This is a genomic window from Reyranella sp. (assembly GCF_036558665.1).
Classification (GTDB): domain Bacteria; phylum Pseudomonadota; class Alphaproteobacteria; order Reyranellales; family Reyranellaceae; genus Reyranella.
In genome coordinates, this window is record NZ_DATBFE010000124.1 from 1 (window position 1) to 12,571 (window position 12,571).

Here is a 12,571-nt window from a genome sequence, read left to right on the forward strand (position 1 = left end):
GGCGCAGGCTTATCTCGGCAAGGGCATGGGCGCTGCATCGGCGCTGGCCAAGACGTTTTTCCTGCTCTCGATGCTCGGTTTTTTGATCAAGGTGCCGGCCGTGCCGTTCCACACCTGGCTGCCGGACGCGCACGTCGAAGCGCCCACGCCGATCAGCATGATCCTGGCGGCCATCCTGCTGAAGATGGGCGGCTACGGCTTCATTCGCTTCTCGGTGCCGCTGATGCCCGAGGCGACGCAGTATTTTGCACCGCTGATTTTCGGATTGAGCATCGTGGCCATCATCTACACCTCGCTGGTCGCGCTGGTGCAGGAGGACATGAAGAAGCTGATCGCCTATTCATCGGTCGCCCATATGGGCTTCGTGACGATCGGCATCTATGTCATGAACATGCAGGCCGTGCAGGGTTCGATCTTCCAGATGCTGAGCCACGGCATCGTTTCGGCCGCGCTCTTCCTTTGCGTCGGCGTTGTCTACGACCGCATGCATACTCGCGAAATCGCTGCCTATGGCGGTCTGGTGCATCGCATGCCGCGCTATGCCTTCGTGTTCATGTTCTTCACTTTGGCGAGTGTCGGCCTGCCGGGGCTCTCGGGCTTCGTCGGCGAGTTTCTGGTCCTGGTCGGCACCTTCAAGGCCAATACCTGGGTCGCCTTTCTGGCGGCGACCGCCCTGATCACGGGCGCAGCCTATGCGCTTTGGCTGTATCGCAAGATCATCTTCGGCGAGCTTACCAAGGAGTCGCTGAAGGCCATCCTGGACATGAATCGCCGGGAGATCGTGGTGTTCCTGCCGCTGGTCCTGATCACCCTGTGGATGGGCGTCTATCCCGCCTCGTTCCTCGATCCCATGGCGCCCGCCGTCGACAAGCTGATCGGCGACTACAACGCGGCCATCAAGCTCGCGCACACGGCCTCGGCGAAGCCGTGAGCGGCGGGGAGTAGAGAATATGCCCATCGGTCTCGAATCCTGGACGCTGGCCCGGCCGGAGATTTTTTTGGCGGCCGTGACGTCGCTGCTGCTGCTCTATGGCGTGCTGCGCGGCGAAGGCTCGGTGCGGTTCATCGCGGCGGCCACCTCGGTCGCGCTGCTGGTGACAGCCATCCTGATCTTCGTGCCCTACCGCGAAGGCACGGCTTTTGCCTCCCTGTTCGTGGTCGATCGGCTGACCGGGACCATGAAGGTGCTGATGCTTGTGGGATCGGCGATAGCCATTCCCATGTCGCGCGCCTACTTCGAGCGCGTGAAGGTCTGGCGCTTCGAATATCCGCTGCTTGTGGCGCTGTCGGCGCTCGGCATGATGCTGATGATCTCCGCCAACGACTTGATGTCGCTCTATGTTGGCCTGGAACTGCAGTCCCTGGCGCTCTACGTGATCGCCGCCTTCCAGCGTGACAGCCTGCGCTCGACCGAGGCGGGCGTTAAGTACTTCGTCCTCGGTTCCGTCGCCTCGGGGATGCTGCTGTTTGGGGCGTCGCTGATCTACGGCTTCTGCGGCGGCACGGCATTCGTCCAGATCTCGCGCGCTCTGCTCGACGGCAAGGCGGGCGAGCTCGGGACGGTGATCGGCCTCGTTTTCGTGGTGGCGGGCCTTGCTTTCAAGATTGCTGCGGTGCCCTTCCATATGTGGACTCCGGACGTATACGAGGGATCGCCGACGCCGGTGACGGCGTTCTTCTCGGTCTCGCCCAAGATCGCCGCAATCTCGCTCACGGTCTCGGTGTTGATGGGGCCGTTCAAGCCACTGTTCGCCGAGTGGCAGCAGATCATCGTCGTCGTGTCCGTTCTGTCCATGGCGCTCGGGGCATTTGCGGCCATCCGCCAGCCCAATATCAAGCGCCTGATGGCCTATTCGTCGATCAGCAATGTCGGCTACATTTTGCTGGGTGTGGCCAGCGGCACGGAGAAGGGCATCCAGGCGATGGTCTTCTACCTCGCCATCTATCTCGTCATGACGCTCGGCGCATTCGCGGTCATCCTGCTGATGAAGCGTCGCGACGTCATGGTCGAGGACGTCTCCGATCTTGCCGGCCTCGGTCGCACCCAGCCGCTGCTGGCCTTCACGATGCTGCTCTTCATGTTTTCGCTGGCAGGCATCCCGCCGCTGGCGGGCTTCTGGGCCAAGCTCTACGTCTTCATGGCGGCGGTCGAGGCCCAACTCTTCTGGCCGGCCGTGCTGGGTGTGCTGGCCTCGGTCGTGGCGTCCTACTACTACCTGCGCATCGTCAAGGTGATGTATTTCGACGAGCCGGCCGAAGCGCTCGATCGGACGGCCTTTGGCATCAATCGCGCCGTGGCCCTCGCGGCAGCGTTTCTTGTCGCCGTCTTCTCGCTAGCCCCCCAGCCACTCAGTGTGGTCGCCGCGGCGGCGGCCAAGGGCCTGTTCCCGTGACCTCGGCGCCCGTCCTGCCGGACGGGTGGACGCTGGTCGCGCTGCAGAGCGTCGGCAGCACGAACGACGAGGCGGCGCGCCTCGCTGCCGACGGTGCGGCCGAAGGCACGGTGGTCTGGGCACGCGAGCAAACCGGGGGGCGGGGTCGCCGTGGACGACACTGGGCATCGCCGGCGGGAAATCTCTATAGCTCTACCGTGCTGAGGCCCGATTGCATGGCGCCGCGCGCCGCCGAACTCGGCTTCGTTGCCGCGCTCGCCGTGGCCGACATTGTCTCGCCCGCGCGCTTCGTGCGGGTCAAGTGGCCAAACGACGTCCTCGTCGACGGCGGCAAGATCGCCGGGATCCTGCCTGAAAGCGCCATTGGCCTGAACGGTAAGGTCGAGCACGTCGTCATGGGTATCGGCGTCAATGTGGGCTCCACGCCGCAGCTGCCCGAGATGCGCTATCGCGCCGCCATGCTGGGCGGTACGGTCGAGTCCGCGCTGGAGAAACTCGCCGCGGCGCTGGCGGCACGTCTCGGGCAATGGCGGTGCGACGGCTTTGGCGCGGTTCGGGCGGCCTGGCTCGCGAAGGCAGGTCCGATCGGCCTCGACGTGGATGTGAAGCTCGGCGAGGAGCTGGTACGCGGCCGCTTTGCCGGCATCGGCGAGGATGGGGCGCTGTTGCTGGATACTCCAGCCGGATTCCGCAGGATCGTCGCCGGCGAACTGTTGGGCCGTGCGACCTGAAGGGGACAATCGACATGCTGCTGGCCATCAATGCCAACAACACCAACGTCAAGTTCGGCATCGTCGACGGTGACAAGATCGTCGGCGAATGGCGTCAGCACACGTCGGCGATGCGCACCGCCGACGAGCACGCCGTGTGGCTGTTCCAGCTCCTGGCGATGGAAGGTATCGAACCGGACTCGATCACCGATGCCATCATCGCCAGCGTGGTGCCGCAGGCCACCTTCAACCTGCGCCGTCTGTGCACACGCTATTTCGAGTGCACGCCTCTGGTGCTCGGAGAACCCGGCATCGCGTACGGCGTGGAAATCAAGGGGCAGGGCGCGGGAGCGGATCGCATCTGCAATACGGTCGGAGCCGCCGTGCTGTTTCCCCGGACGCCGATGATCATCGTCGACTTCGGCACCGCCACGACCTTCGACGTCGTCGACGAGGAGGGCAGCTACTGCGGCGGCGTCATTGCGCCCGGGATCAATCTCAGCATCGAAGCGCTGGTCAATGCGACCGCGCTCTTGCCGCGCATCGTGGTGGAGAAGCCGGGGCACGTCATCGGCACCAATACGGTGGCGTGCATGCATTCCGGCGTGTTCTGGGGCTATGTCGGGCTGATCGAGGGTATCGTCGGACGTATCCGGGCCGAGTTCGGCAGGCCGATGCGGGTGATCTCCACCGGCGGTCTTGCCCCGGTGTTCGACGGTTCCACGGCCGTGATCGAACAGATCGTGCCCGACATCACAGTCCGAGGTCTGATCGAAATCCATCGGCGCAACAGCAAATGACCGTTCCGGCCGCCGACGAACTTCTTTTTCTTCCCTTGGGCGGAGCAGGCGAGATCGGCATGAACCTCAACCTCTACGGCCATGCCGGCAAGTGGTTGATGGTCGACCTCGGCATCGCCTTCGGCGACGACAGCACGCCCGGGATTGAGGTCGTGATGCCCGATCCCGCCTTCATCGAGGAGCGGCGCGACGATCTTGTCGGCATCGTCTTGACGCACGCGCATGAGGATCATCTTGGTGCCGTGCCCGATCTCTGGCCCCGCCTGCGCGCGCCGGTCTACGCCTCGCCCTTTGCCGCCTCGGTATTGCGCCGCAAGCTTGCCGAGGCCGGCCTGACGGACGCAGTGCCTATAACCGAGATCGCGCTCGGGGCCAGGTTCACGGTGGCGCCGTTCGAGCTCGAGATGATCACCATGACGCACTCGATCCCGGAGCCGAACGCACTCGCCATTCGTACCAAGTTCGGGACGGTGTTCCACACAGGCGACTGGAAGATCGATCCCGAGCCTCTCCTGGGCGAGGTCACGGACGAGGCGACGTTGAAGCGTATCGGCGAGGAAGGTGCTCTCGCCATGGTGTGCGACAGCACCAATGTCTTCGTCGAGGGCGAAGCGGGATCGGAGGCGATGGTGCGCGCCAACCTCGAGAAGCTGGTGAAGCCCCGCAAATGCCGCGTTGCCGTGACTTGCTTTGCATCGAACCTGGCGCGTGTCGAGAGTATCGCGAAGGCCGCCGTTGCCGCCGGGCGGCATCCGGTTCTGGCGGGACGTGCGGTGCAGCGCATGGTCGAGGCGGCTCAGGAATGCGGCTACCTGCTCGATTTTCCCGAATGTGTGGCGGAACGCGAGGCGGGCTATCTGCCGCGTGACAAGGTCCTCTACATCTGCACCGGAAGCCAGGGCGAGCCGCGTGCGGCGATGGCCAAGATCGCGAGCGGCGAGCATCGCGACGTCGTGCTGGAGTCGGGCGATACGGCCATTTTTTCCTCACGTGTCATCCCGGGCAATGAAAGGTCGGTCGGACGCCTGCAGAACGAGCTTCTGGCGCGCGGGATCGAGGTGATCACGGACCGCGACGTCGAGATCCATGTTTCGGGCCATCCTGCGCGCGACGAATTGGTGCGGGTATACCAATGGGTACGGCCGAAGATCGCCGTCCCCGTGCATGGCGAGATCCGCCACATGATGGAGCACGCGGCCCTGGCACGCGGCTGTCAGGTGCCGGAGACCGTCCTCGCGCCCAATGGCGTGCTGGTGCGTCTGGCGCCCGGCCCGGCCACGATCGTGGATCATGTTCATGCCGGCCGGCTGGCGCGGGATGGTGATATCGTGGCCCCGGTCCAGGGGGAGGCCTTGCGGGAGCGACGAAAGCTCCTGTGGAACGGCTCGGCCTCGGCGACGCTGGTTATCGACGACCAAGGCCAGCCGCTTGCACCGCCGCGGGTCTCGCTGCATGGCATCGCGGATACCGAGGGCGAGATCGTCCAGGCTGCGATGGCGGCACTCGACGAGATGCTGGCCGACTTGAGCGCAGCCGAGCGCCACGACAATAGCCGGATCGAGGAGGCGGCCCGTCAGGCGGTGCGCCGCGTCGTGCGCGCGCATCTCGGCAAGAAGCCGTTGACGGACGTCCACGTCGTCCGCATCTAGGCTTGGCGACGACCCGGAGAGCGAAATGATCGGACGCCTCAACCATATCGCCATTGCCGTGCCCGATCTCGACAAGGCGGCGGAAATCTACCGGACGGTGATGGGGGCGAAGGTGAGTGCGCCCAAACCTCAGCCGGCGCACGGCGTCACCGTCGTGTTCGTCGAGTTGCCCAACACGAAGATCGAGCTCTTGCATCCGCTCGGCGAAAAATCGCCGATCGCCAACTTTCTGGCGCGGAACGCCGATGGCGGCATCCACCATGTCTGCTACGAGGTCGAGGACATTTACGCCGCGCGCGACAGGCTCAAGGCCGGCGGCGCGAGGGTGCTGGGCGACGGCGAGCCCAGGATCGGCGCCCACGACAAGCCGGTTCTGTTCCTTCATCCAAAGGATTTCACGGGAACGCTGATCGAACTCGAGCAGGTTTGAAAAGCCGCCATGGACTGGGCCACCGGCATCATGGTCTACCTGGTCATCTGGTGGATCATGCTGTTCGCGGTCCTGCCGCTTGGCGTAAGCCGGGTCGAAAATCCGGGGCCCGGACAGGATCGCGGGGCGCCCGAGAAACCGCAGATCCTGCGCAAGGTTGTCATTACGTCTCTGGTCGCGGCGGTCGTGTGGATCGGCTTCTACATCTTGCATCAGGCGGACATCTTCAACTTCCGCCAGTGGGCCGGCAAATATTGAGCCGATCTCCTGGAAGCCGGCACCAAGTTGCTGAAAACGAAAAACGGCGGGCTCGTGCCCGCCGTTTCTCAACCCCGAAACTCGTAGTCCGGCGGCTTAAGCCGCTCTCCTCCCTAAACTCGGACCGTGCCAAGTGGCAGGCTCTTTAGCCTGTCATCTTTGCTTTGCCAAGACCTTTTCTTTCGAGTGCAGGGGCTTGACGGTTTGATTGTTATGAGACCGGCGGAGATGAAAACAAGCAAATGACCAAGGGCGTCATCTGACTAGCCAATGACCAGATACTTGATCACGAACAGCACAGCCAGGACGGCGACGGCGGGATGGACGTCCCTGAATTTGCCTGCGGCAATCTTGATGCCTGCGTAGGAGATGAAGCCGAATGCGATACCCTCTGCGATCGAGAACGTGAAGGGCATGGCAATCGCCGTGATAACCGCCGGCGCCGCTTCGGTGACGTCGGCCCATTCGATTTCCGTCAACCCGCGCGCCATGAGACAGGCGACATAGAGCAGCGCCGGCGCCGTGGCGTAAGGCGGGATCGAGCCCGCAAGCGGCGCGACGAAGAGCGCCAGCAGAAAGAGCACGCCCACGGTCATCGCGGTGAGCCCGGTGCGGCCGCCGGCATTGATGCCCGAGGCGCTCTCGATATAGCTGGTCGTGGTCGAGGTGCCGACCGCGGCGCCGATCATGGCGGCGGCGCTGTCGGACATCAGCGCGCGATTGAGCCGCGGGACGGTGCCGTCTGGCCGCATGAAGCCGCCGCGATGGGCGAGTGCGATCAGCGTCCCGGTATTGTCGAACAGGTCGACGAACAGGAAGGCGAAGACCACCGTCACCAGGCCGACCTTGAAGGCACCGGCGAGGTCCATCTGCAGCAGGACCGGCGCGATGGAAGGCGGGACATCGAAGAAGCCGCCGAACTTCTGCTGGCCCGCGAGCATCGATACCGCCGTCACCGCCAGGATACCGATGATCACGCCGCCCAGCACGCGACGATGCTCCAGGGCGACGATCAGTGCGAAGCCCAGCGTAGCCATCAGGACAGGCCAACTCGCGAGCTTGCCGTGGGTGACGAGGGTCGCCTCGTTGCCGACGACGATGCCGGCGTTCTTGAGCGCGATCAGCGCCAGGAACAGCCCGATGCCGGCCGCAATGGCCATTTTCAGCGACTTCGGGATGGCGTTGACGATCCATTCCCGGATCGGCAGCACACTGATGATGAAGAAGATGACGCCGGAGATGAACACGCAGCCAAGGGCCACCTGCCAGCTGTAGCCCATGCCGCCGACCACACCGAACGCGAAGTAGGCGTTGAGCCCCATGCCGGGCGCCAGCGCGATCGGGTAGTTGGCCACGAAGGCCATCAGAAAGCAGCCGATAGCGGCGGCGACACAGGTCGATACGAACACCGCATCGGCCGGCATCTTGGCCAGCCCAAGGATCTGCGGATTGACGAAAATGATATAGGCCATCGTCAAAAACGTCGTGATCCCGGCCACGATCTCGGTCCGCGTATTGGTATTGTTTTCGCGCAACCTGAAGAACTGTTCGAGCATGGATGCACCTCCCCCGGAGACGATGGCAGTGTGCGGGCATCAGCCTGTGCAAAACCAGTCGCGGGCGCGCGGTTTGCCTTTGGAAGGCGCGTTCCCTACAGTCCGCGGCCATTCCGGGCAGCACGAGCGAGGATCGACCAAGCATGCGCATGAGCCAGTATTTCCTGCCGACCCTGAAGGAGAATCCGGCGGAAGCGCAGGTCGTCTCGCACCGGTTGATGCTGCGCGCGGGACTGATCCGCCAGACCAGCGCCGGCATCTATGCCTGGCTGCCGCTCGGCTTTCGGGTGCTGAAGAACATCGAGCGCATCGTCCGCGAGGAGCAGGACGCTTCGGGGGCCCAGGAAGTGCTGATGCCGACCATCCAGTCGGCCGACCTGTGGCGCGAAAGCGGGCGCTATGATGCGTATGGCCCCGAGATGCTGCGCATCAAGGATCGTCACGATCGGGAGATGCTGTTCGGTCCAACCAACGAGGAGATGATCACGGTCCTGTTCCGCGACGGTGCGAAAAGCTACCGGGACCTGCCGAAAAACCTCTATCATATCCAGTGGAAGTTCCGTGACGAGGTGCGGCCGCGCTTCGGCGTCATGCGCGGACGCGAGTTCCTGATGAAGGACAACTACTCGTTCGACACCGACAAGGCGGGCGCGGTCCGCTCCTACAACAAGATGTTCGTCGCCTATCTTCGCACCTTCGCGCGGATGGGCCTGAAGGCGATCCCCATGCGGGCCGATACCGGGCCGATCGGCGGCGATCTCAGCCACGAATTCATCGTGCTGGCCGACACCGGCGAAAGCGCGGTGTTCTGCCACAAGGGCCTGGTCGACAAGGACATCCTAAGTCGAAAGGTCGACTATAGCGGGGACCTGCAGCCGATCGTGAACGAGTGGACGTCACTCTATGCCGCCACCGACGAGATGCATGACAAGACGGCTTTCGAGAAGATCCCGGAGGGCGACCGGTTGGCTGCCCGCGGAATCGAAGTCGGCCATATTTTCTACTTCGGCACCAAGTATTCCAAGCCGATGAACGCAGTCGTGGCCGGCCCGAACGGCGAGCAAATCACGGTCGAGATGGGATCCTACGGTATCGGTGTGTCACGTCTGGTCGGCGGCATCATCGAGGCGAGTCACGATGCGGCCGGCATCATCTGGCCGGAATCGGTGGCGCCGTTCAAGGTGGCTGTCGTCGATCTAAAGCCGGACGACGGTGCAGTCGCAGGGACCTGCAACAGGCTTTGCCAGTCGCTCCAGGCCAACGGGATCACCGTACTGCACGACGACCGCGAATTGCGACCGGGAGCCAAGTTCGCCGATATGGACCTGATCGGCACGCCGTGGCAGGTGATCGTGGGGCCGAAGGGCGTTGCCGCCGGCAAGGTCGAGTTGAAGAATCGCAAGACCAGCATCCGCGAGGAACTGGCCATCGACCACGTCGTGGCCGAACTGTCGATGCGGCTTCGCTGACGCCCATCCGATCTTCAACATGGCCTTCGCCGCCGTCGAGCGCCTGATCGCCTTCCGCTATCTGCGCGCGCAGCGCGAGGAAGGGTTCATCTCGGTGATTGCCGGCTTCTCGCTCGCCGGCATCGCCCTGGGCGTCGGCACGCTGATCGTCGTCATGGCGGTGATGAACGGCTTTCGCATCGAGATGCTGCGCCAGATGTCCGCCATCAGCGGTCAACTCGGCGTCCAGGGCAATCGCGAAGGGCTCGAGGCGACGCCCGATCTCCTGGCACGCCTGCGCGCGATCCCGGGCGTGGTGTCGGCCACGCCCTCGGCCGAGGGGCAGGTGATCGCGGTCGCGGGCGAAAAGGTGCGTGGCGTAATTTTGCGCGGCATGCGGCCCGAGGACTTCAAGGCGCGACTGCCGTTATCGGCCGCCATCGACGGCCCACCGGCGGTGCGCGAACGCTACCGCAACCTCTGCCGCGGCGACAGCAGCGAGAAGCCCATCGACTGGGGCTCGCTCAAGGGTTTCGGCGATCAGTTCACCGTGGTCATCGGCCGGCGCTTCGCCGACCTGATGGGGCTGAAGGTTGGCGACCGCCTGCAGCTCGTGTCACCGGTCTCGGTGGCGACGCCGCTCGGCGTCATGCCGCGCTCGGGCAGCGCGCGCGTGAGCGCGATCTTCTGCGCCGGCATGTACGACTACGACGCGAATTTCGTCTATGCGCCGCTGGTCGACGTCCAGCGGCTGCTCGATCTCGGCAACAAGGTGACGACGATCGAGATCTTTCTCGACGACACGGCCTCGCTTCCCAAGGCGCGTCGGCTGGCCACACAGGCCGTCGGCCTGCAGGGCTGGGCGTTCGACTGGTTCCAGGCCAATGCCGGATTCTTCTCGACTATCGAGGCTCAGACCAACGTGATGTTCCTGGTGCTCACCATGATCATGCTGGTGGCCGCCTTCAACATCGTGTCCAGCCTGGTCATGCTGGTGCGGACCAAGACCGCCGACATCGCGATCCTGCGCACCGTTGGGGCCACGCGCGGCGTCATCCTGCGCCTGTTCCTGATCGACGGGCTGATGATCGGTGGCACTGGTACGGCGGTCGGCGTGATCCTGGGCCTGGCCTTCGCCGACAACATCGAGGCGATCCGGCAATGGCTGCAGCATACTTTCGGCCTCGTGCTGTTCGACGAGACGCTCTATCTGCTGGCCGAGATGCCGTCGCACATCGACTGGCAGGAGGTCGTGGGGATTGCCTTCATGGCGATCTTCTTCGCATTGGTGGCGTCGCTCTATCCGGCGGCGCGGGCTGCGCGGCTCGATCCGGTGGAGGGCCTGCATCGTGAGTGAGCGGGCGCAAGCTGTCGAACGATGGCTCGCCTGGCGCTATCTAGCGACGCGCCAGCGCGAAGGCTTCCTGTCGTTCATCGCGATCTTTTCGCTGATCGGCGTGGCCCTCGGCGTGGCGACCTTGATCGTCGTGCTGTCGGTCATGGGTGGCTTCCGGCAGGAGCTGATCGGCCGCCTAATCGGCATGAACGGCGACGTCGTCGTCACTGCACGCAGCGGCATGCTGGACGCGACCGCCGAGCTGGTCACCACGCTCGGGCGCGTGCCGGGAGTGGAAGCCGTGCATCTCACGCTCGAGCGCCAGGCTCTCGTCACCGCGAACGGTCAGACCCGTGGCGCAGTGCTGCGGGGAGTGCGTACCGAGGACCTGCTGTCACGCGACATCGTCAGCAAGAACATCGTGCGTGGTGAACTTGGATCGTTCGGCACGCGGCCGGGCGTGGTGATGGGCGACAGGCTGCGGCAGGCACTCAATTTGCAGATCGGCGACAAAGTCACAGTGATAACCCAGCGACTCAACGACAACGGCACGATCGCACCGCGCTACACCGACTTCGAGGTCCTGGCGAGTTTCATCAGCAAGCGCTACGAATTCGACTCGACCTTTGTGTTCCTGCCGTTGTCCATGCTGCAGGACGATCTCGAATACAGCCGCGGTACCGTGAGTTCGATCGATATCGAGGTGCCCGACCCGGCAGAGGCGCCCAAGGTAGCAAACGCCATCCGCGGGGCATTGCGGCGGGACGATCTGAAGGTGGCGGACTGGCAGGGCCTCAACGCGCGCTTCGTCGGCGCCCTCCAGGTCGAGCGCGTGATGATGTTCATCATCCTGAGCTTGATCGTGTTGGTGGCGGCCATGAACGTGGTCGCGAGCTTCACCATGCTGGTGCGGGTGAAGCGCGGCAGCATCTCGATCCTGCGGACCATGGGGGCGGGGCCGGGCACGATCATCCGGGCCTTCTTCATGGCCGCGGCTGGCGTCGGTGTCATCGGCACCGTGGCCGGCACGGTGCTTGGACTGCTGGTCTGCGCCAACATGCCGGCAATCGGGCGGCTGCTGACGGCTTTGACCGGCGCTGCCGGCAGCGGCGGTGCGGAGGTCGATTTCATCACCTCAATGCCTGTACGCGTGCAGCCCGTCGAAGTTCTGTCTATTGTTCTGGTGGCGATCCTGCTGTCGCTCGCGGCTGCCGCCTATCCCGCGTGGCGCAGCACCCAAATCGAACCGGTCGAAGGGCTCCGTCATGAGTGAAGGCGATTGCCTGCTCTCCCTGCGCGGTATCGTGCGTACATTCACCCAGGGTGACCGCCGGCTAGAGGTCCTGCGCGGCGTCTCGCTCGACCTCCGTGCCGGCGAAATCGTCGCTCTGGTTGGGCAGTCCGGCAGCGGCAAGTCGACCCTGCTGCACATAGCCGGCCTGCTCGAACGGCCCGATGCAGGCGACGTGGTGGTCGATGGCCGCTCGGTCGAGACATTTCCCGACGGCCCGCGCACCGCGCTGCGACGAAAATTCCTGGGCTTCGTCTACCAATATCATCATCTGCTGCCGGAATTTTCGGCGCTGGAAAACGTGATGCTGCCGCAGATGCTGAACGGCCTGTCCCGCAGCCAGGCCAGGCTGAGGGCGGCGCAGCTACTGGCCATGGTGCAGCTGAAGGACCGGGCCGACCATCGCCCGGGCCGTCTTTCCGGCGGCGAGCAGCAGCGCGTGGCGATCGCTCGCGCCGTCGCGAACGCGCCGCGCGTGCTGCTCGCCGATGAGCCTACTGGAAACCTCGATTCGACAACGTCGGACGCGGTCTTCCGGCAGCTCCTGACGCTGGTGCGGGAGACCGCAATGGCGGCACTGATTGCCACCCACAATCCCGAGCTCGCGGCGCGCATGGACCGCACCGTACATTTGAAGGATGGGGTGCTGAGCTAGAGGCGTACGGGCGAAAGTCTGCCTCGCTTTCCACAAGGTTCGCGC

General features: G+C 64.3%; 12 protein-coding genes. 11 read left to right on the forward strand and 1 reads right to left on the reverse strand.

The genetic code is table 11. The features are described 5' to 3' along the window. From VH499_RS17965 to VH499_RS17995, 7 genes are all read left to right on the forward strand, one after another. Positions 1 to 931 (forward strand): NADH-quinone oxidoreductase subunit M (locus VH499_RS17965; RefSeq protein ID WP_332054119.1); only part of this gene is annotated, 931 nt, incomplete at its 5' end. 19 nt (positions 932 to 950) lie between these two features. Continuing rightward, complete coding sequence (gene nuoN, locus VH499_RS17970) at positions 951 to 2,393, forward strand: NADH-quinone oxidoreductase subunit NuoN (protein WP_332054120.1); 1,443 nt, start codon at positions 951 to 953, stop codon at positions 2,391 to 2,393. Continuing rightward, positions 2,390 to 3,124 carry a biotin--[acetyl-CoA-carboxylase] ligase gene (locus tag VH499_RS17975; RefSeq protein ID WP_332054121.1) on the forward strand — a complete coding sequence of 245 codons (735 nt, stop codon included), beginning with the start codon at positions 2,390 to 2,392 and terminating at the stop codon, positions 3,122 to 3,124. Before nuoN ends, VH499_RS17975 begins: the two co-directional genes overlap by 4 nt. A gap of 14 nt (positions 3,125 to 3,138) precedes the next feature. Further along, positions 3,139 to 3,903 carry a type III pantothenate kinase gene (locus tag VH499_RS17980; RefSeq protein WP_332054122.1) on the forward strand — a complete coding sequence of 255 codons (765 nt, stop codon included), beginning with the start codon at positions 3,139 to 3,141 and terminating at the stop codon, positions 3,901 to 3,903. After that, on the forward strand, positions 3,900 to 5,552 hold the full coding sequence (locus VH499_RS17985; protein WP_332054123.1) for a ribonuclease J: 1,653 nt from the start codon (positions 3,900 to 3,902) through the stop codon (positions 5,550 to 5,552). Before VH499_RS17980 ends, VH499_RS17985 begins: the two co-directional genes overlap by 4 nt. A gap of 25 nt (positions 5,553 to 5,577) precedes the next feature. Next, complete coding sequence (mce, locus tag VH499_RS17990) at positions 5,578 to 5,982, forward strand: methylmalonyl-CoA epimerase (protein ID WP_332054124.1); 405 nt, start codon at positions 5,578 to 5,580, stop codon at positions 5,980 to 5,982. A gap of 9 nt (positions 5,983 to 5,991) precedes the next feature. Beyond that, positions 5,992 to 6,240: a DUF1467 family protein gene (locus VH499_RS17995; RefSeq protein ID WP_332054125.1), complete on the forward strand. Its 249-nt coding sequence runs from the start codon at positions 5,992 to 5,994 to the stop codon at positions 6,238 to 6,240. A 263-nt stretch (positions 6,241 to 6,503) separates the two neighbouring features. Here the strand turns inward: VH499_RS17995 and VH499_RS18000 are convergent, their stop codons facing one another. Then, positions 6,504 to 7,796 (reverse strand): NCS2 family permease, encoded by a 1,293-nt coding sequence (locus VH499_RS18000; protein ID WP_332054126.1) that lies wholly within the window; start codon positions 7,794 to 7,796, stop codon positions 6,504 to 6,506. Between the two features lie 143 nt (positions 7,797 to 7,939). Between VH499_RS18000 and proS the strand changes: the two genes are divergently transcribed. Genes proS through VH499_RS18020 form a run of 4 tightly spaced genes read left to right on the forward strand, consistent with a single transcriptional unit; the run spans position 7,940 to position 12,526 of the window. Continuing rightward, positions 7,940 to 9,265 carry a proline--tRNA ligase gene (proS, locus tag VH499_RS18005; protein ID WP_332054127.1) on the forward strand — a complete coding sequence of 442 codons (1,326 nt, stop codon included), beginning with the start codon at positions 7,940 to 7,942 and terminating at the stop codon, positions 9,263 to 9,265. Between the two features lie 19 nt (positions 9,266 to 9,284). Next, positions 9,285 to 10,601: an ABC transporter permease gene (locus tag VH499_RS18010; protein WP_332054128.1), complete on the forward strand. Its 1,317-nt coding sequence runs from the start codon at positions 9,285 to 9,287 to the stop codon at positions 10,599 to 10,601. Further along, complete coding sequence (locus VH499_RS18015) at positions 10,594 to 11,853, forward strand: ABC transporter permease (protein WP_332054129.1); 1,260 nt, start codon at positions 10,594 to 10,596, stop codon at positions 11,851 to 11,853. The genes VH499_RS18010 and VH499_RS18015 overlap by 8 nt, the downstream gene beginning before the upstream one ends. Continuing rightward, complete coding sequence (locus VH499_RS18020; protein WP_332054130.1) at positions 11,846 to 12,526, forward strand: ABC transporter ATP-binding protein; 681 nt, start codon at positions 11,846 to 11,848, stop codon at positions 12,524 to 12,526. Before VH499_RS18015 ends, VH499_RS18020 begins: the two co-directional genes overlap by 8 nt. Positions 12,527 to 12,571 lie beyond the last annotated feature (45 nt).